This is a genomic window from Brachybacterium netajii (SeqCode) (genome assembly GCF_054114245.1).
Genome location: NZ_JBSYXB010000002.1, coordinates 132,973 through 152,166, shown reverse-complemented (window position 1 = coordinate 152,166; position 19,194 = coordinate 132,973). Strand labels below are relative to the sequence as shown.

Below are 19,194 nucleotides of genomic sequence, written 5' to 3'. Positions count from 1 at the left end.
ACACGCGCAGCCCCTGGTCCGGTGCGTTTCGACACTCGGAGGAGGGGCTGCGCGGATCGTTCCGCAGGCAGTCCCCGCGGGCCACGGAGGTGCTGCGGGGACTCCGGGCTGACTCAGGAGTAGCTCTGTCGGAGCTCCTCCGCCCGTGCCCTCAGCGCGGAGACCTCCGGCCCTGCGGCGAGAAGCCCTCGGGACAGCGAAACCAGCACGTGACCTGCATTGGAGCCGAAGACCTCGGCCAGCTGGGCCGGCCCTGCGCCCTGGGCGCCGAAGCCGGGGGCCAGCAGCGGGGCGCTCGGTGCGGCCTCGCGCAGCCCCAGGTCCTCGTAGGCGGAGCCGACGGTCGCCCCGACCACCAGGCCGGCGCTCCCCCAGCGATCCGCATCTCCTCCGCCGATCCGCTCGGCGTGTCGCGCCACGGCCAGCGCCACCGGCGTGCCGTCGGCGGCCCGGGCGTGCTGGACCTCGGGCCCGCTGGGGTTGGAGGTCAGCGCCAGCAGGAACAGCCCCTTGCCGTGCTCGAGGGCGAGCTCGGCCGCGGGCTCGAGCGAGCCCGCGCCGAGGTACGGGCTGACGGTGATCGCATCGGCCTCGAGCGGCGCGCCCGGTCGCAGGTGCGTCTGCGCGTAGGCCGCCATCGTCGAGCCGATGTCCCCGCGCTTGACGTCGAGGATGGTCAGGACGTCCTGCTCGCGGGCCGCGGCGAGGAGGTCCTCGAGGACCGCGACGCCGGCGGAGCCGTGGCGCTCGAAGAAGGCCGACTGCGGCTTGATCGCCGCGACCCGTCCCGCGACAGCCTCGAGGACCGCGCAGGAGAAGGAGCGCAGCCCGTCGGGAGTGTCGGGCAGGCCCCAGGCCTCGAGCAGCGCGACGTGGGGATCCACGCCTGCGATGACGGGACCGTGCTCGGCCGTCGACGCCTGCAGACGCTCGCCGAAGGACAGGGACCGCACGGCCTGCGCTCCCCCGCTCATGCGCGCGCCCCGGCGGGGACCGCGCGCCGCTCGTCGAGCACGCGGGTGTGCTCCTGCAGGCTCATCACGTCGAAGGGCTCCACCGGGAGGGCCTCGATGGCCTGGACCGCGGCCTGGAACTCCTGGACGGTGGTGATGATCGGGACGTCCATGCTGGTCGCCGCCGCACGGATCGCGTAGCCGTCGGCCCGTGCGTCGGAGCCCGAGGGCGTGTTCAGGACCAGATCGATGGCGCCCTCCTCGAGCAGGTCGATCACGCTCTGCCCCTCGCCGGCCTCGGAGGCCTTGCGCAGCACGGTGCAGGGGATGCCGGAGCGGCGCAGGACGCGCCCGGTGCCCGTGGTCGTGAGGATCTCGAAGCCGAGCGCGGCGAGCCGCGCGACCGGCAGCACGAGGCTGCGCTTGTCGCCGTCGGCGACCGAGACGAAGACGCTGCCGGAGGTCGGCAGGCCCTGGCCCGAGATCGCCAGCTGGGACTTCGCGAAGGCCAGCGGGAAGGTCGCGTCCATGCCCATGACCTCGCCGGTCGACCGCATCTCGGGGCCGAGCAGCGAGTCGACGACACGGCCCTGGGCGGTGCGGAACCGCTTGAAGGGCAGCACGGCCTCCTTGACGGAGATCGGCGAGTCGTCGGGCAGGTGGGTGCCGTCGCCCTCGACGGGCAGCATGCCGTCGCGGCGCAGATCCGCGATCGTCGAGCCCGCCATGACGAGCGAGGCCGCACGGGCGAGGTGCACGCCGGTGGCCTTCGAGACGAAGGGCACCGTCCGGGAGGCGCGCGGGTTCGCCTCGAGGACGTAGAGGATGTCCTGGCTGAGCGCGTACTGCACGTTGAGCAGGCCGCGGACGCCCACGCCCTCGGCGATCAGGCGGGTGGACTCGCGGATGCGATCCAGGACGGCATCGCCCAGGGTCACCGGCGGGAGCGTGCAGGCCGAGTCGCCGGAGTGGATGCCGGCCTCCTCGATGTGCTCCATGATGCCGCCGACGTAGAGCTCCTCGCCGTCGTACAGGGCGTCGATGTCGATCTCGATCGCGGTGTCGAGGAAGCGGTCGATGAGGATCGGCGCCTCCGCACGGCCGCCCTCGGGGAGATTGCGGCCGACGTAGTCGATGAGCTGGGCCTCGTCGTAGACGATCTCCATGCCGCGCCCGCCGAGCACATAGCTCGGACGCACCAGCACCGGATAGCCGACCTCGCGGGCGACCTCGAGGGCGTCGTTCAGGCCCCAGGCGGTGCCGTAGGGCGGGGCGGGCAGCTCGGCGTCCGCGAGGACGGAGCCGAAGTGGCCGCGGTCCTCGGCGAGGTCGATCGCCGCCGGGCTGGTGCCGATGATCGGCAGGCCCTCGGCCTCGAGGCGACGGGCCAGCGAGAGCGGCGTCTGGCCGCCCAGCTGGACGATCACGCCGGCGACGGGCCCGGCGGCCTTCTCGGCCTCGTACACCTCGACGACGTCCTCGAAGGTGAGGGGCTCGAAGTAGAGGCGATCGGCGATGTCGTAGTCCGTCGAGACGGTCTCGGGGTTGCAGTTGACCATCACGGTCTCGTAGCCGCCGTCGGGCAGCGAGCGGTCGCCGAGCGCGAGGGCCGCGTGCACGCACGAGTAGTCGAACTCGATGCCCTGGCCGATGCGGTTCGGTCCCGAGCCCAGGATCAGGATCGCAGGGCGCTCGCGCGGCTCGACCTCCGTCTCCTGGTCGTAGGAGGAGTAGTGGTACGGCGTGCGCGAGGCGAACTCCGCGGCGCAGGTGTCGACCGTCTTGTAGACGGGATTGATGCCGAGCGCCTCGCGGACGCCCTTGACGACGTCCCCGTGCTGCCCGCGCAGAGCGCCGATCTGGTCGTCGGAGAAGCCGTGGCGCTTCGCGTCGCGCAGCAGCTCCGCGTCGAGCACCTCGGCGCCGCGCACGTCGGCCGCGAGCTCGGCGATCAGCAGGAGCTGGTCGAGGAACCAGCGGTCGATCGCGGTGGCCTCGAAGAGCCGCTCGATCGTCTCGGCGGGATCCACGATCCCCTCGGCCGCCGCCCACAGCACGCGGGCGATGGCGACCAGGCGGGTGTCCGTGGGCACCCGGGAGGCGTCGATGAGCTCGGAGACCTCGGCCGCGCTCGGCGGCAGGCCCTCGTAGGAGAGCACCGCGCCCTTGACGTCGAGCGAGCGCTGGGCCTTGCCGAGCGCCTCGGTGAAGCTGCGGCCCATGGCCATCGCCTCGCCGACGCTCTTCATGGTGGTGGTGAGCGTCGGGTCCGCCGCGGGGAACTTCTCGAAGGCGAAGCGGGGCACCTTGACGACGATGTAGTCGAGCGTCGGCTCGAACGACGCCGGGGTGGTGCCGGTGATGTCGTTGCGGATCTCGTCGAGCGTGTAGCCGATCGCGAGGCGCGCCGCGATCTTCGCGATCGGGAACCCCGTCGCCTTGGAGGCGAGCGCCGAGGAGCGGGACACGCGCGGGTTCATCTCGATGACGACCACGCGGCCGGTGTCGGGGTGGACCGCGAACTGCACGTTGCAGCCGCCGGTGTCGACGCCGACCTCGCGGATGATGCCGATGCCGAGATCGCGCAGGTTCTGCAGCTCGACGTCGGTGAGGGTCAGCACCGGCGCGACCGTGACGGAGTCGCCGGTGTGCACGCCCACGGGGTCGACGTTCTCGATGGAGCAGACGACCACGCAGTTGTCGGCGCGGTCGCGCATGAGCTCGAGCTCGTACTCCTTCCAGCCGAGGATCGACTCCTCCAGGAGGACCTCGGTGGTCGGCGAGTAGTGCAGGCCGTCGCCTCCGATGCGGCGCAGGTCCTCCTCGTCGTACGCCATGCCGGAGCCGAGGCCGCCCATGGTGAAGCTGGGTCGCACGACCATCGGGTAGCCGAGCTCCTCGGCACCCGCCAGGAGGTCCTCCATGGTGTGGCAGATGACCGAGCGCGCGGACTCGCCGCCGACGCGGTCGACGACCTCCTTGAAGAGCTGACGGTCCTCGGCCTTCTGGATCGCGTCGAGGCTCGCGCCGATCATCTCGACGCCGAACTCCTCGAGGGTCCCGTTCTCGGAGAGCGCGACGGCGGCGTTCAGCGCCGTCTGCCCGCCGAGGGTCGGCAGGATCGCGTCGGGGCGCTCGGCGGCGATGATCGAGCGGATGACGTCGGGGTCGATCGGCTCGATGTAGGTGGCGTCGGCGATGTCCGGATCGGTCATGATCGTCGCCGGGTTGGAGTTGACCAGGATGACCCGCAGGCCCTCCTCGCGCAGGACGCGGCAGGCCTGGGTGCCCGAGTAGTCGAACTCGGCGGCCTGGCCGATGACGATCGGTCCGGACCCGATGACGAGGACGGAAGAGATGTCGGAGCGGCGGGGCATCAGGACTCCTTGGAGACGGCGCGCTCGCGGACGAGCGCGACCAGGCGGTCGAAGAGGTACGAGGCGTCGTGGGGTCCGCCCGCGGCCTCGGGGTGGTACTGGACGGAGAAGGCGGGCAGGTCCAGGCAGCGGATGCCCTCGACGACGTCGTCGTTCAGCCCGACATGGGAGACGATCGCCCGGCCGTAGCGGCCGCCGTCGTGGGGAGCCACGTGCTCGCCCTCGATCGGCAGGTCGACCGCGAAGCCGTGGTTCTGCGAGGTGATCTCCACCTTGCCGGTCTCCTTGTCGAGGACCGGCTGGTTGATCCCGCGGTGGCCGTACTTCAGCTTGTAGGTGCCGAAGCCGAGGGCGCGGCCCAGCAGCTGGTTGCCGAAGCAGATGCCGAAGAACGGCAGGCCCTCGTCGAGGACCCCGCGCAGGAGCTCCACCTGGGCGGTCGCGGCCGCGGGATCGCCGGGGCCGTTGGAGAAGAAGACCGCATCGGGCTCGACCGCGAGGAGCTCCTCGAGGGTCGTGCTCGCCGGCAGCAGGTGCACGCGCAGGCCGCGGTTCAGCATGTTGCGGGGCGAGGCGCCCTTGATGCCGAGGTCGACGGCCGCGACGGTGCCGATGACCTCGCCCTCGGGCTCGAGCACGACGGGCTGGGCGATCGTGACCTCGTCGACGAAGCTGGATCCGCTCATCCCGGGCTGCTCCCGCACCTGCGTGAGCAGGGCGTCCTCGCCCGCGGCGAGGGAGTCGCCCGAGAAGATGCCGCCGCGCATGGAGCCCTGCTCGCGCAGGATGCGGGTGAGCATGCGGGTGTCGATCCCGGCAATGCCGACGACGTCCTCGGAGACCAGGAGGTCGTCGAGGCTCTGCTCGGAGCGCCAGTTCGAGGCGATGCGGCTGGCCTCGCGGACGGCATAGCCGCGGACCCAGACACGGCGGGACTCCATGTCCTGGGCATTCGCGCCGGTGTTGCCGATGTGCGGCGCCGTCTGGACGACGATCTGGCCGGCGTAGGAGGGATCGGAGAGGGTCTCCTGGTAGCCGGTCATGCCGGTCGAGAAGACCACTTCGCCCAGGCGCGCGCCGCGCGCACCGTAGGCCTCGCCTCGCAGGACGGTCCCGTCCTCGAGGACCAGCAGGGCGGGGTCGACCTGACGCCGGCGGCGCGGGGTGGTGGTGGTGGCGGTCATGGGTGCTCCTTCCGGGGCAGCGGGGTCATGCGGAGAAGTCTGTCGTGGTCGGCACGGTGGTCGAGGCGCAGCCCGGTGTCCAGCAGCTGGTCGCCCAGCTGCCAGCGGATCACCAGCAGGCCGTCGCCGCCGACCCATTTCCCGGCCATGCCGGGGGCGGAGGCGATCTCCTCGATCGCGTCCGCGGGGATGAGGAGGTCGCGGGCGCCCTGGCGTCGGATGGCCCAGGCGTCGCGGTCGCCCGCGGCGTCATGGCCGATCTCCACGCGGGCCGTCGACCGGGTGCCGAGGCCGTGGGCCGCGACGCGATCGAGCGGGCCGCCGGCGAGCGTGGTGCTCACGTAGACGCCGTCGGCCGTGTCCTCGACGCTCCAGTCCGCGGAGCGGACCGGGGACTCGGGCGCCGGCAGTCCGGACTGCCGGCGCGCCCTCGCCCTCCAGCCCCACCGCATCAGCAGCAGCGCGACCGCGAAGAGCGCGAGCAGCAGCAGGACCGGGACGATCTGGTCCATCAGATGCCCGCCAGGGCGCCGTCGCGCACCGTGACCCGTCCGTGGTGGACGGTGAGACGGTTCGCTCCGGGCAGCTCCCTGCCGGCGAAGGGGCTGTTGCGGCTGCGGGAGCCGTGCTGCGACGGGTCGACCGTCCGCACGGGACGGGGATCCCAGACCAGGAGGTTCGCGACCTCGCCGGCCGCCAGCGGACGTCCCTGGTCCTCGTCGCGGCCGATCCGCGCGGGGGCCTCCGACATCACGCGGGCCACGTCGCGCCAGGTCAGCGCGCCGGTGTCGACCATCGTCGCCTGCACCGTCGACAGCGCGGTCTCGAGGCCGGTCATGCCCATCGCGGCCTGGTCCCACTCGCGGTCCTTGGCATCGCGCGGATGCGGTGCATGGTCGGTGGCGACGATGTCGATCGTGCCGTCGGCCAGTCCCCGGCGGACCGCCTCGACGTCCTCCTGGGTGCGCAGCGGCGGGTTCACCTTGTAGCGGGCGTCGAAGCCGCGCACGCTCTCGTCGGTCAGCAGGAGATGGTGCGGCGTCACCTCGGCGGTGACGTCGATCCCCCGCTCCTTCGCCCAGCGCACGATGTCGACGCTGCCCGCGGTGGACAGATGGCACACGTGCAGGCGCGAGCCGACGTGCTGGGCGAGCAGGACATCGCGCGCGATGATCGACTCCTCGGCGACGGCCGGCCAGCCGGCGAGCCCGAGCTCCGCGGAGACGACGCCCTCGTGCATCTGGGCGCCGGCGGTGAGCTGCGGGTCCTGCGCGTGCTGGGCGATGACGCCGTCGAAGGTCTTCACGTACTCGAGCGCGCGGCGCATCAGCACCGGGTCGTGCACGCACTTGCCGTCGTCGCTGAACACGCGGACGCGGGCCCGGGAGCTGGCCATGGCGTCGAGCTCGGCCAGGCGCTCGCCCTGGAGCCCCACGGTCACGGCGCCGACGGGGCGCACGGTGCACCATCCGGCCGCATCGCCGCGGCGCGCGACCTGCTCGACCACGCCCGCGGTGTCGGCGGTCGGCGTGGTGTTGGCCATCGCGTGGACGGCGGTGAAGCCGCCCAGCGCGGCGGCGCGGGTGCCGGTGTCGACGGTCTCCGCCTCCTCGCCGCCGGGCTCGCGCAGATGGGTGTGGAGGTCCACGAGGCCGGGCAGGACGACGCAGCCCTCGGCGTCGACCACCTCGGCGCCCGCGGGCGCCTCCAGCGCGGTGCCGACGGCGCGGATCAGACCGTCCTCGACGAGGACGTCCAGGACGTCCTCGCCGTAGAGGCGGCCGCCGCGCACGAGCAGCGCACGGCGCTCCTGCGCGGAGCCGGTCCCGCGAGTGCTCGCGGAATCGTCATCGGGTGCGGTCGCGGTGCTGATCATCGGGCATCCTCCCGGGCATCGGTGGCGAGCAGGTGGTACAGGACGGCCATGCGGACGAAGACGCCGGAGGCGACCTGCTCCACGATGACGCTGCGGTCGGAGTCGGCGACGTCGCCCGCGATCTCGAAGCCGCGGTTCATCGGGCCGGGGTGCAGAACGATGGTGCGCGGGGGCAGCGAGGCGGCGCGCGCCGTCGTGAGCCCGTAGCGGCGGGCGTACTCGCCCTCCGTGGGGAAGAAGCCGCCACCGACCATGCGCTCGCGCTGGACACGCAGCATCATGACCGCATCGGGTCCGGCGGCGAGCGCCTCGTCGAGGTCGTAGAGGACCTCGCACGGCCAGGCGGAGGCGCCGACGGGGACCAGCGCGGGCGGCGCGACGAGCGTGACGCGCGCGCCGAGCAGGGTCAGCAGCAGCACGTTCGAGCGTGCGACGCGGGAATGCAGGATGTCTCCGACGATCACCACGTGCAGGCCGTCCAGCCCGGCGGTGGGATCCCCCGGACGCAGGTGACGACGCAGGGTGAAGGCGTCGAGCATCGCCTGCGTGGGATGCTCGTGGGCGCCGTCGCCGGCGTTGATGATCGGCTGATCGATCCATCCGGCGTGGGCGAGCAGGTGCGCCGCGCCGGACGAGGACGAGCGCACGACGACCGCGTCCGCGCCCATCGCCTGCAGCGTCAGGGCCGTGTCCTTGAGGGACTCGCCCTTGGAGACGCTCGACCCCTTGGCGGAGAAGTTGATGACGTCGGCCGAGAGCCGCTTCGCGGCGGCCTCGAAGCTGATCCGGGTGCGCGTGGAGTCCTCGAAGAAGAGGTTCACGACGGTGGAGCCGACGAGCGCCGGGAGCTTCCGGATGCTGCGCGACTGGGTGTCGGCCATGTGCTCGGCGGTCGCGAGGACGGAGACCGCCTCCTCGCGCGAGAGGTCGGCGATGGAGATGAAGTGCCTCATGCGCGAGCCTCCCCGGCCGCGTCGCGGGCGTCGCCGCGGGAGGGGCGCACGATGTCGACCGCGTCCTCGCCGTCGGACTCGAGCAGGTGCACGTGGACGCGCTCGTCGCGGGAGGTGGGGAGGTTCTTGCCGACGTGGTCGGCACGGATCGGGAGCTCGCGGTGCCCGCGGTCGACGAGGACCGCGAGGCGCACGGCGGCCGGGCGGCCGATGGCGCTGAGCGCGTCGAGCGCGGCGCGGACGGTGCGCCCGGAGAAGAGCACGTCGTCGACCAGGACGACGGTGCGTCCGTCGATCCCGCCGCGCGGGATGGACGTGGGGCTCGGCTCCCGCGTGGGGTTCCGGCGCAGGTCGTCGCGGTACATGGTGATGTCGAGGGAACCGGCGATGTCCGCAAGGGGCCGCTCGATGCCCTCCGCGGCCAGGATGTGCCCGGCCAGGCGGTGCGCCAGCGGCACGCCGCGATGCGGGATGCCCAGGAGCACGAGGTCGTCGGCCCCATGGCCGCTCTCGAGGATCTCGTGGGCGATGCGCACGAGCGCCCGGCGGATCTCGTCCTCACCCAGGATGCGGGTGCGGTCTGCTGGATCGTTCATCGTTCTCTCCCTTCCACGCCTCACAGGACGTGTCGTTAAAGGGGCTCGGCCCGGATGGACCGGTTCGAGTGTAGGACGCCGGGGCCGGCATCCGGGAGCCCGACCGCCCCTCGGACCGCAGGAGTGCGCAAGAGCACCCTGCGGCCCGTTCGTCAGCCCAGCAGGTCGCGCAGGTCGAGCAGGCGCTGCAGCAGCCCGTTGACGAAGCGCGGCGAGTCATCCGTCGAGAGCGCCTCGGCGATCTTCGTGTACTCGCCGATGATCGGTCCCCGCTCGGCCTCGGGCGCGTCGAACAGCACCTCGGCGGCACCGAGGCGCAGGATCGCGCGGTCGACCGCCGGCATGCGGTGCAGCGGCCAGTCCCGCGAGTGCGTCTCGATCTGCTCGTCGATCTCCTCGACGTGGCGCGCATAGACGGCGACCAGCTCGCGCGCCCGCATCGGCAGCGGGGTCTGCGCGGCGGTGCGGACGATGCGCTCCTCGAGCACGTCCATCACCGGCAGGCGACGGGCGTCGGCCTCGAAGAGGACGTCGAGCGCGCGGATCCGCTCCCGGGTCCGCGAGTGCAGGCGGTCGGTGCGAGCCGGCACGGTGCGCTCGAACGCGACCTCCTCCCCCTCGCGTCCGGGCAGGGGCAGTCCGGGTCCCTTGGCGGGGGACCCCGCCGCGGGGTCGGGGGCCTCGGTCACGTCAGGCTCGCCCGAGGTAGTCGCCGGAACGGGTGTCGACCTTGACCTTCACGCCGGTCTCCAGGAACAGCGGCACCTGGATCTCGCGGCCGGTCTCGAGGGTCGCGGGCTTGGTGCCGCCGTTGGAGCGGTCGCCCTGGAGGCCCGGCTCCGTGTGCGAGATCTCCAGCACGACGCTCGCCGGCAGCTCGACGTAGAGCACCTGGCCGTCGTTGAAGGCGATGACGACGTCCTGGCCCTCGAGCAGGAAGTCCTTCGCGTCGCCGACGAGGTCGGCCGCGACGTTGGTCTGCTCCCAGGTGGAGGTGTCCATGAAGACGAAGAGGTCGCCGTCGAGGTACGAGTACTGCATGTCGCGCTTGTCGACGTTCGCGGTCTCGACCTTGACGCCGGCGTTGAAGGTCTTGTCGACCGTCTTGCCCGACAGGACGTTCTTGATCTTGGTGCGCACGAAGGCGGGGCCCTTGCCCGGCTTCACATGCTGGAACTCGACAACCTGCCAGAGGTTGCCGTCGATCCTCAGCACCATGCCGTTCCTGAGGTCGTTCGTCGTCGCCATGGGTCTCCTCGGGGTATCCGCCGGGGCATGGGACGGCCCGTGGCGGTGTGCTCGTTGTGCAATGCGGGTGGCGCGCCGTCGCGGGGCGACGTGCGCACGTCGTCGTCGGACGACGCGCGCACCAGGATAGCGCGCGGCCGACGCCGGCCTGCGCGGCCCCGACCGGCCGCGCCGCGGATCACGACCGCGAGGTGAGGTCGATCATGGAGAGCAGTCGCTCGACGAGCGGCACGGCGGCGGACTCCTCGCGCCATCCGCTGGTCTTGATCGCCCGCGAGACGGTCTGCTGCGTGATCCCGAGCAGCTCCGCGAGCTCCTGCTGGGTCGCCCGCGGATGCTCGCGCAGCGCGTGGACCGCCCGCCACTGGCCGCGGTTCCGGGTCGCGACCATCCAGCCGATCAGCCGCAGCACGCCCTCGGCGTCGGCCGCGGTGCTCGCATGGCGCTCGTCGGAGGCCTGCACGGAGAGCGGGACCTGGCTCGTCGCCCGGGCATCCCGCAGCGCGGCGGCGGAGGCCTCCGCTCCCCCGCCGGACACCGCCCGCGTCTCCTCCGGGAGCGGCAGGTCGACCGGGCCGACGCCGACGCCGACGCACCAGCCGCCGAGCTCCGCGGCGGCCCTCACCGCATCCAGGGCGCTCTCCGCGCGATCGGCGAGCGCGATCGCATCGCGGCCCAGGGTCCGCTCGACCGGGCGGCGCAGCCCGATGGGAGCGAGGGCTTCGGCGAGCGCCGGCAGCGGATCGTCGCCCCGCCGGCTGCGATGGGGCGAGAAGGAGAGCACGAGCATGCCGCGATGATATCAGCCGATATCCAGCGATATCGCCGCTACATGATTATTCGTCTGTCGAGGGCGTACATGGCCCTGCCGTCGGCGGTGAGCCGTCGGCAGCGAGTCATGAGCTCAGGCGAGCCGGACGAGCTCAGGCGAGCTGGATGAGCTCCTCGTAGGAGGCGTTCCAGAGGTCCTCGACGGCGTCGGGCATGAGCAGCACGCGCTCCGGCGCCAGCGCGCGGACGGCTCCGGGATCGTGCGAGACCAGGACGACCGCCCCTTCGAAGGCGGCGAGCGCGCCGAGGATCTCCTCGCGGCTGGCCGGATCGAGGTTGTTCGTGGGCTCGTCGAGGAGGAGCACGTTGGCGCTCGAGACGACCAGGGTCGCGAGGGCGAGTCGCGTCTTCTCGCCGCCGGAGAGGACGCCCGCGGGCTTGTGCACGTCGTCGCCGGTGAAGAGGAAGGAGCCGAGGATCTTGCGGGCCTCGACCTCGGGGAGCTCGATCGCGGCGCTCATCATGTTCTCGAGGACCGTGCGGTCGCCGTCGAGGGTCTCGTGCTCCTGCGCGTAGTAGCCGATGCGCAGGCCGTGCCCGGGGATGATGCCGCCGGTGTCGGGCTGGTCGGCACCGGCGAGGATGCGCAGCAGGGTGGTCTTGCCGGCGCCGTTGAAGCCGAGGATGACCACCCGGGAGCCGCGGTCGATGGCCAGGTCGACGCCGGTGAAGATCTCCAGGCTCCCGTAGGACTTCGAGAGGTCCTCGGCCATGAGCGGAGTCTTCCCGCAGGGGGCGGGCTTGGGGAAGCGCAGCGAGGCGACCTTCTCCTTCTGCCGCTCCCCCTCGACGCCGTCGAGCATCCGCTCGGCGCGCTTGAGCATGTTCTGGGCGGCGACGGCCTTGGTGGCCTTGGCGCGCATCTTCTCCGCCTGGGCGGTGAGCGCCGAGGCCTTCTTCTCGGCGTTCTGCCGCTCGCGCTTGCGGCGCTTCTCGTCGTCCTCGCGCTGGCGCAGGTAGTTCTTCCAGCCCATGTTGTAGACGTCGATCTGCTGGCGGTTCGCGTCGAGGTAGAACACCTTGTTGACGACCTGCTCGACCAGCTGCACGTCATGGCTGATGACGATGAGCGCGCCGCGGTAGGTCATGAGGTAGTCGCGCAGCCACACGACGGAATCGGCGTCGAGGTGGTTGGTGGGCTCGTCGAGGATCATCGTCTCGGCCTGGGAGAAGAGGATCCGGGAGAGCTCGACGCGGCGGCGCTGGCCGCCGGAGAGGGTTCCGAGTTCCTGCTCGAGGATGCGGTTGGGCAGCCCGAGGTTCGCGGCCATGCGCTTGGCCTCGGCCTCGGCGGCGTATCCGCCGCGGGATTCGAGCTCCGCCTCGAGCAGCGGATAGCGGTTCATGGCCTTCTCGCGCTTGGCCTCGGACAGGCTCATGTCGCCCATCTCCTCCTCGGCGCGGCGCAGCTTGGCCAGGACGTCGTCGAGCCCGCGGGCGGAGAGGATGCGAGCGAGGACGGACTCGGAGTCGTCCCCGCTATGGGTGTCCTGCGGGAGGTAGCCGAGCTCGCCGGTGACCTCGATGCTGCCTTCGGTGGCGGGCAGGGTCCCGGAGAGGACCTTGGTGAGCGTGGTCTTGCCGGCGCCGTTGCGGCCCACGAGGCCGACCCTGTCCCCCGGCGTGACCTGGAAGCTGACGTCGTCCATCAGGAGGCGGGCTCCGACTCGGATGGCGAGGTCGCGCACGGTGATCACGGGATGGGTGCTCCTAGTCCGGGGAGGGGGCGGCGGGCCCGGCGGGGCCCCTGGAAGTCTAGGTCCGCGCGCGCCGTCGCGGCGCGCGCATTTCCGCTCCGGTGCCCAGCGCCACACCCCGATCCCCCCGTGCCATGCTGGGAGCGGAGCCGTCAGCGTCGACGGGCCGGAGAGGATCGGAGGGCTGAGGGATGCGCATCGGGATTCCCCGCGAGATCAAGGACAGCGAGAACCGGGTGGGCCTCACCGCGGCGGGCGTGCACGAGCTCGTCGCCCGCGGGCACGAGGTGCTCGTCGAGGCAGGAGCGGGCCGCGGCGCGCGGATCGCGGACGAGGACTACGCCGGGGCCGGGGCCCGGGTCCTCCCGTCGGCGACGGAGGTGTGGGAGCGCGCGGAGCTGATCGTGAAGGTCAAGGAGCCGCTCCCCGCGGAGCACGCTCTGCTGCGCGAGGACCAGGTGCTGCTGACCTACCTGCATCTGGCGGCGGATCGGGAGCTGACCGAGGCGCTGCTGCGCTCGGGCACCACCGCGATCGCCTACGAGACGGTGCAGCTACCGGACCGGTCGCTGCCGCTGCTGGCGCCGATGAGCGCGATCGCGGGCCGGCTCGCCGCGCAGGTCGCCGCGTACCACCTGATGGCGCCTCTGGGCGGCTCGGGCATCCTGATGGGCGGGGTGCCGGGGACCGGCGAGGCCGAGGTGCTGGTGATCGGCGGCGGGGTCGTCGGCGAGCAGGCGGCGCTGATGGCGCTCGGGCTGCATGCCGAGGTGACGGTGATGGACGTGAGCCTGGGACGGCTCTCGGAGATCGCGGCGATGCACCACGGGGGCATCCGCACCCGCTATTCGACGGCGCTGGATCTGCGCGAGCAGGTCGCCCGGGCGGATGTCGTCATCGGCTCGGTGCTCGTGCCCGGCCGTCGGGCGCCCAAGCTCGTCACCGACGACATGGTCGCGACGATGAAGCCGGGGTCGGTGCTGGTCGACGTCGCGATCGACCAGGGCGGATGCTTCGAGGGGTCGCGGCCGACGACCCATTCGGATCCCACCTTCGCAGTCCACGACTCGGTCTTCTACTGCGTGGCGAACATGCCCGGGTCGGTGCCGGTGACCGCGACGACGGCCCTGACCAACGCGACCCTGCCCTATGTCCTGCGGATCGCGGACCACGGCTGGAAGGAGGCCCTGCGGGGCGATCCCGCGCTCGCCGCGGGGCTGAGCACGCACCGCGGGGCTCTGCTCCAGCAGGGCGTCGGAGAGGCGCACGGGATCGAGAGCGTCCCCCTCGCGTCCGTGCTCGGCTGAGCCCGGACGCAGAGGCGCGGAGGGGGCCCGGGGATCTCCCCGGGCCCCCTCCGCGCGTCGACGAGAAGGCTCGCCTCAGAGGTTGAAGCCGATCGCGCGCAGCTGCTCGCGGCCGTCCTCGGTGATCTTCTCCATGCCCCACGGCGGCATCCACACCCAGTTGATGCGGTGGGACTCCGTGATGGGATCCAGCGCGGCGAAGGTCTGCTCCTCGAGCAGGTCGGTCAGCGGGCAGGCCGCCGACGTGAGGGTCATGTCGATGACGGCGTTGCCGTCCTCGACCGTGACGCCGTAGACGAGGCCGAGATCGACGACGTTGATCCCGAGCTCGGGGTCGATGACGTCCTTCATCGCCTCGGTGACGTCCTCGACGGAGACGGTCGCCGCCGGAGTGGTGTCGCTCATGGGAACCTCCTGGTGCGGTGCGGGGCCGGCGTCAGTTGGCGCCGGCGAGGTAGCGGTCGTAGCCCTCGTTCTCGAGGCGCTCGGCGAGCTCCGGGCCGCCCTCCTCGGCCACGCGGCCGTTGACGAAGACGTGCACGAAGTCGGGCTTCACGTAGTTGAGGATGCGGGTGTAGTGGGTGATCAGCATGATGCCCACGTCCGTGGTCTCCTTGGCGCGGTTCACGCCCTCGGAGACGATCCGCAGGGCGTCGACGTCGAGGCCGGAGTCGGTCTCGTCGAGGACCGCGATGGCCGGCTTGAGGAGCTGCATCTGCAGGATCTCGTGGCGCTTCTTCTCGCCGCCGGAGAAGCCCTCGTTGACATTGCGCTCGGCGAAGACCGGATCCATCTTGAGGTCGTCCATGGCGCCCTTGACGTCCTTGACCCAGGTCCGCAGCGCCGGCGCCTCTCCGTCGATCGCGGTCTTGGCGGTGCGCAGGAAGTTCGACACGGTGACCCCGGGGACCTCGACGGGGTACTGCATGGCGAGGAAGATGCCGGCGCGAGCGCGCTCGTCGACGCTCATCTCGAGCACATCCTCGCCGTCGAGGGTGACGGTTCCCTCGGTGATCTCGTACTTGGGGTGACCCGCGAGGGCGTAGGCGAGGGTCGACTTGCCCGAGCCGTTGGGGCCCATGATCGCGTGGGTCTCGCCGCCCTTGATGGTGAGGTCGACGCCCTTGAGGATCTCCTTGGTCCCCTCGGGGGTCTCGACGGTGGCGTGGAGGTTCTTGATCTCCAGGACAGACATGGAAGTTCTCCTTGACCAGAGGTTCTGGTGACAGCGTGGGCGGGCGCCGCGTCGGCGCCCGGGGTGTTCAGGTGGCGGGGGAAGCGGTCGGATCCACGAGGATCCGACCGGTGCCCTCATCGATGCGCACGGGGAAGACCCGCACGGGCAGGACGGCCGGGAGCTGCAGCGGGCGACCCGTGACCAGGTCGAACTGGCTGCCGTGCTTCCAGCACTCGATGGTGCATCCCTCGACGTCGCCGTCGCTCAGCGCGATCTCATCGTGCGAGCAGAGGTCCTCGAGGGCGTGGACGCCGCCGTCCTCGTCGCGCACCAGGGCGATCTCGATCCCGTCGACGACGACATCGATCGCCTCGCCGGGGGCGAGGTCCGCCAGGGCGGCGACGGGGACGAAGGCGTCCGTCATCAGTTCATGCTCCGTGCGAGCTCGTCCTCGATCGCGGCCGAGAGGCGCTCTCGCACCTCGGGGACGTCGATCTGCTGGATGATCTCGGCGAAGAAGCCGCGCACCACGAGGCGTCGCGCCTCGATCTCGGGGATGCCGCGAGCGCGCAGGTAGAACAGCTGCTCGTCGTCGAAGCGACCGGTGGCGGCGGCGTGGCCGGCGCCCTCGATCTCGCCGGTCTCGATCTCGAGGTTGGGGACCGAGTCCGCGCGGGCGCCCTCGGTGAGCACCAGGTTGCGGTTGAGCTCGTAGGTGTTCGTCCCCTCGGCCTCCTTGCGGATCAGCACGTCGCCGACCCACACGGACCGCGCGCCCTTGCCCTGCAGCGCGCCCTTGTAGGCGACGTTGGAGGTGCAGCGGGGGGCGCTGTGGTCGATGAAGAGGCGGTTCTCGAAGAACTGGTCCTCGTCGGAGAAGTACAGGCCGAGCTTCTCGATCTCGCCGCCGGGGGCGGCGTACTCGCCGATCGTGTTCAGGCGCACCGCGCTGCCGCCGAGGGTGACCGCGACGTGCTTGAGACGGGCATCGCGCCCCACGCGGGAGTGGTGCTGCGCGATGTGGATCGCGTCGTCGTCCCAGTCGTGGACGGTGATCACGGTCATCTGCGCGTTGTCGCCGACGATGATCTCCACGTCCTGCGCGTACTGCACCGAACCGGTGTGGTACAGCACGACGATCGAGGAGGAGGACTCCTCCGCCTCGATCACCAGGTGCGCGTTGCCGCGCCGGTCCGCGCCGCGGCCGGTGATGTCCACGCGGAACGGCGTGTCGTAGGCGGTGTTCTTCGCGGCGACCAGGTGCAGGGCCTGCTCGGTGCGCGAGGTGGCGATCGCCGTGGCCCGGTCCTCGGGGACCAGCACGGAGCCGCGCGGCGCCTCGCCGAGGGCGAGGGTCGACGGGGCGGGCGCGTTCTCGGGCAGGTCCAGCGCGTAGTCCACCGCGGGGTCGCCCTCGCGGTCGTCGGTGGCGACGTCCTCGAACAGCGGCGCGAAGCGGCGCAGCGGGGTGAAGCGCCACTCCTCCATCTTGCTGACCGGCACCGGGTGCGCGGCCACGTCGGAGGAGCGCATCCGATCGGCGCGGCTGGGCTCGCCCTTCTTCTTCTCCTCGCCCGGCAGGGCGAGGCCCTCGTCCTCGAGCTCCGGCGCGGCGGGGGCCTCCGCGAGGAGGGTCGCGGCAGCCGCCTCGGGGGCGGCTCCGGCCGCGTTCCCGGCTCCTGCGGTCTCGTCCGCGGTCGCGGCACCCTTCACATCAAACGTGTCAGAGGCTGTCATCAGCCGACTGCTCCTTCCATCTGCAGCTCGATCAGGCGGTTCAGCTCGAGGGCGTACTCCATGGGCAGCTCCCGGGCGATGGGCTCGATGAACCCGCGCACGATCATCGCCATGGCCTCGGTCTCCTCCATGCCGCGGCTCATCAGGTAGAAGAGCTGCTCCTCGGAGACCTTGGAGACGGTGGCCTCGTGGCCCATCTGGACGTCGTCGACGCGCACGTCGACGTACGGGTAGGTGTCGGTGCGCGAGATCTGGTCGACCAGCAGCGCATCGCACAGCACGGTCGAGGCGGAGTGCTCCGCGCCCGGCATGACCTGGACCAGCCCGCGGTAGGAGCTGCGGCCGCCGCCGCGCGAGACCGACTTCGAGACGATCGAGCTCGAGGTGTGCGGCGCCATGTGGACCATCTTCGACCCGGTGTCCTGGTGCTGGCCCTCGCCCGCGAAGGCGATGGAGAGCGTCTCGCCGCGGGCGTGCTCGCCCATCAGCCAGACGGCGGGGTACTTCATGGTGACCTTCGAGCCGATGTTGCCGTCGACCCACTCCATGACGCCGCCCTGCTCGACGGTGGTGCGCTTGGTGACCAGGTTGTACACGTTGTTCGACCAGTTCTGGATCGTCGTGTAGCGGACGCGGGCGTCCTTCTTCACGACGATCTCGACGACGGCCGAGTGCAGCGAGTCCGACTTGTAGATCGGCGCCGTGCAGCCCTCGACGTAGTGCACGTAGGAGCCCTCGTCGGCGATGATCAGCGTGCGCTCGAACTGGCCCATGTTCTCGGTGTTGATCCGGAAGTAGGCCTGCAGCGGGATCTCCACGTGCACGCCCTTGGGGACGTAGACGAAGGAGCCGCCCGACCACACGGCGGTGTTCAGCGCCGAGAACTTGTTGTCCCCGGAGGGGATGACGGTGCCGAAGTACTCCTCGAAGAGCTCCGGATAGTCGCGCAGACCGGTGTCGGTGTCGACGAAGATGACGCCCTGCTCCTCGAGATCCTCGCGGATCTGGTGGTACACGACCTCGGACTCGTACTGCGCGGCGACGCCGGCGACGAGGCGCTGCTTCTCCGCCTCGGGGATGCCCAGGCGGTCGTAGGTCTCGCGGATGTCCGCGGGCAGCTCCTCCCAGGAACTCGCCTGCTTCTCCGTCGAGCGCACGAAGTACTTGATGGCGTCGAAGTCGATCCCCGAGAGGTCGGCGCCCCAGCTCGGCATCGGCTTCTTGTCGAACAGCTGCAGCGCCTTGAGGCGACGCTGGAGCATCCAGTCGGGCTCGCTCTTCTTGGAGGAGATGTCGCGCACGACCTCCTCGTTCAGGCCGCGGCGGGCCGAGGCTCCGGCCGCGTCCTCGTCATGCCATCCGTAGGCGTACTGGCCCACGGAGTCGATGATCTCGTCCTGTGTGAGCTTCTCTGGTGCGCTCGTCATGATGTCCTTCCCTCGGTGAGCGGAATATGAGTCGTGCAGGCGTGCGCGCCCTGGGCCAGGGTGGCCAGGCGCTGGACAGGTGACCCGATGATGCGGGCGATGACGCGGGTCTCCGCCTCGCACAGCTCGGGATGGTCGGCGGCCACGTCCAGGACGGGGCAGTGGCCGTGGCACAGCTGGGCGGTCACCAGCGTGCGGGTCCCGCCGGCGCGGGAGCCCGGCGCCGGGAGCGGGACGCTGAGGGGACGGATCGTGGTGGCGTAGCCGCGCGAGGTAAGGAGGTCGGCGAGCAGCTCGATCCGCCGCGACAGCGTGACCGTCTCCCCCGCCGCCTCGCGCTCGGCGACCTTCTCGGCCACCCGGCGCTGCCAGTCCTCGACCCGGCGGTCCGCCATGCGCTCGACGGCCTCCTCCCCGCCGATGCGCGCGAGCTCGTCGAAGGCCATCACGGCGAGCTCGTCGTAACCGCCCGGCAGCTCCTCGTGCGCGGACTTCGAGAGCACGAAGGCCTTGCTCGGGCGGCCGCGGCCGCGCTGAGCGACAGGGACGTCGTGCTCGGCGATGATCCCGTCGGCCTCGAGGGACGCGAGATGCCGTCGGACGGCGGCGCTGGTCAGCCCGAAGCTCTCGGCCAGGCGCCGGGCGGTGATGGGTCCGTGCGCGGAGATCGCCTCGATCAGGCGCTCCCGGGTGTCGCGCGGCTCGCCGCCGCGCACGGGGTCGACAGCGGCGACGGCGTCGTCGACGATCTGGTTCATGACCCCCTCCTTCCCTGCGATGGTCGTTCCGGTCGGATGCGGGTCCCGGAGCGGTTCAGGCCGTTCCGGATCG

The 19,194-nt window shown here is 71.5% G+C and carries 18 protein-coding genes; 1 reads left to right on the top strand and 17 read right to left on the bottom strand.

Translation table 11 applies throughout. The features are described 5' to 3' along the window. Positions 1-113: 113 nt before the first annotated feature. The 11 genes from pyrF to ACXET9_RS04390 all read right to left on the bottom strand — a co-directional run bounded on the left by pyrF (position 114) and on the right by ACXET9_RS04390 (position 12,715). Positions 114-974, bottom strand: a complete 861-nt coding sequence (gene pyrF / locus ACXET9_RS04440) for an orotidine-5'-phosphate decarboxylase (RefSeq protein ID WP_457885199.1) — start codon at positions 972-974, stop codon at positions 114-116. Next, the gene (gene carB / locus ACXET9_RS04435; protein WP_457885197.1) at positions 971-4,330 is read right to left on the bottom strand and encodes a carbamoyl-phosphate synthase large subunit; all 3,360 of its coding nucleotides are present in this window, start codon (positions 4,328-4,330) and stop codon (positions 971-973) included. Before carB ends, pyrF begins: the two co-directional genes overlap by 4 nt. Further along, positions 4,330-5,514 (bottom strand): glutamine-hydrolyzing carbamoyl-phosphate synthase small subunit, encoded by a 1,185-nt coding sequence (gene carA, locus ACXET9_RS04430; protein WP_457885195.1) that lies wholly within the window; start codon positions 5,512-5,514, stop codon positions 4,330-4,332. The genes carB and carA overlap by 1 nt, the downstream gene beginning before the upstream one ends. Continuing rightward, a complete protein-coding gene (locus tag ACXET9_RS04425) occupies positions 5,511-6,026 on the bottom strand; it encodes a PH-like domain-containing protein (protein WP_457885194.1) in 516 nt (171 codons plus the stop codon). The genes carA and ACXET9_RS04425 overlap by 4 nt, the downstream gene beginning before the upstream one ends. Further along, on the bottom strand, positions 6,026-7,390 hold the full coding sequence (locus tag ACXET9_RS04420; RefSeq protein WP_457885192.1) for a dihydroorotase: 1,365 nt from the start codon (positions 7,388-7,390) through the stop codon (positions 6,026-6,028). The genes ACXET9_RS04425 and ACXET9_RS04420 overlap by 1 nt, the downstream gene beginning before the upstream one ends. After that, positions 7,387-8,343, bottom strand: a complete 957-nt coding sequence (locus tag ACXET9_RS04415; RefSeq protein ID WP_457885190.1) for an aspartate carbamoyltransferase catalytic subunit — start codon at positions 8,341-8,343, stop codon at positions 7,387-7,389. The genes ACXET9_RS04420 and ACXET9_RS04415 overlap by 4 nt, the downstream gene beginning before the upstream one ends. Further along, on the bottom strand, positions 8,340-8,939 hold the full coding sequence (gene pyrR / locus ACXET9_RS04410) for a bifunctional pyr operon transcriptional regulator/uracil phosphoribosyltransferase PyrR (protein ID WP_457885188.1): 600 nt from the start codon (positions 8,937-8,939) through the stop codon (positions 8,340-8,342). Before pyrR ends, ACXET9_RS04415 begins: the two co-directional genes overlap by 4 nt. Positions 8,940-9,091: 152 nt before the next feature. Next, positions 9,092-9,628 (bottom strand): transcription antitermination factor NusB, encoded by a 537-nt coding sequence (gene nusB, locus ACXET9_RS04405; protein ID WP_457885187.1) that lies wholly within the window; start codon positions 9,626-9,628, stop codon positions 9,092-9,094. 1 nt (position 9,629) lies between these two features. Further along, on the bottom strand, positions 9,630-10,187 hold the full coding sequence (gene efp / locus ACXET9_RS04400) for an elongation factor P (protein WP_457885186.1): 558 nt from the start codon (positions 10,185-10,187) through the stop codon (positions 9,630-9,632). Between the two features lie 178 nt (positions 10,188-10,365). Beyond that, positions 10,366-10,977 carry a MarR family transcriptional regulator gene (locus tag ACXET9_RS04395; protein WP_457885184.1) on the bottom strand — a complete coding sequence of 204 codons (612 nt, stop codon included), beginning with the start codon at positions 10,975-10,977 and terminating at the stop codon, positions 10,366-10,368. Between the two features lie 133 nt (positions 10,978-11,110). Next, the gene (locus tag ACXET9_RS04390) at positions 11,111-12,715 is read right to left on the bottom strand and encodes an ABC-F family ATP-binding cassette domain-containing protein (protein WP_457885182.1); all 1,605 of its coding nucleotides are present in this window, start codon (positions 12,713-12,715) and stop codon (positions 11,111-11,113) included. Between the two features lie 191 nt (positions 12,716-12,906). On the opposite strand from ACXET9_RS04390, the gene ald reads away from it, so the two are divergent. After that, positions 12,907-14,022 carry an alanine dehydrogenase gene (gene ald, locus ACXET9_RS04385; protein WP_457885180.1) on the top strand — a complete coding sequence of 372 codons (1,116 nt, stop codon included), beginning with the start codon at positions 12,907-12,909 and terminating at the stop codon, positions 14,020-14,022. 75 nt (positions 14,023-14,097) lie between these two features. Here the strand turns inward: ald and ACXET9_RS04380 are convergent, their stop codons facing one another. From ACXET9_RS04380 to ACXET9_RS04355, 6 genes are all read right to left on the bottom strand, one after another. Beyond that, positions 14,098-14,427, bottom strand: coding sequence for a metal-sulfur cluster assembly factor (locus ACXET9_RS04380; RefSeq protein ID WP_457885178.1), 330 nt, complete (start codon positions 14,425-14,427; stop codon positions 14,098-14,100). A gap of 31 nt (positions 14,428-14,458) precedes the next feature. Beyond that, entirely contained in the window at positions 14,459-15,217 is a 759-nt protein-coding gene (gene sufC, locus ACXET9_RS04375) for a Fe-S cluster assembly ATPase SufC (RefSeq protein WP_457885176.1), read from the bottom strand. A gap of 67 nt (positions 15,218-15,284) precedes the next feature. Next, positions 15,285-15,623: a non-heme iron oxygenase ferredoxin subunit gene (locus tag ACXET9_RS04370; protein WP_457885174.1), complete on the bottom strand. Its 339-nt coding sequence runs from the start codon at positions 15,621-15,623 to the stop codon at positions 15,285-15,287. Then, the gene (gene sufD, locus ACXET9_RS04365; RefSeq protein ID WP_457885172.1) at positions 15,623-16,936 is read right to left on the bottom strand and encodes a Fe-S cluster assembly protein SufD; all 1,314 of its coding nucleotides are present in this window, start codon (positions 16,934-16,936) and stop codon (positions 15,623-15,625) included. The genes ACXET9_RS04370 and sufD overlap by 1 nt, the downstream gene beginning before the upstream one ends. Continuing rightward, on the bottom strand, positions 16,936-18,363 hold the full coding sequence (sufB, locus tag ACXET9_RS04360; protein ID WP_457885171.1) for a Fe-S cluster assembly protein SufB: 1,428 nt from the start codon (positions 18,361-18,363) through the stop codon (positions 16,936-16,938). The genes sufD and sufB overlap by 1 nt, the downstream gene beginning before the upstream one ends. Beyond that, a complete protein-coding gene (locus ACXET9_RS04355) occupies positions 18,360-19,121 on the bottom strand; it encodes a helix-turn-helix transcriptional regulator (RefSeq protein WP_457885170.1) in 762 nt (253 codons plus the stop codon). Before ACXET9_RS04355 ends, sufB begins: the two co-directional genes overlap by 4 nt. Between the last annotated feature and the right edge of the window lie 73 nt (positions 19,122-19,194).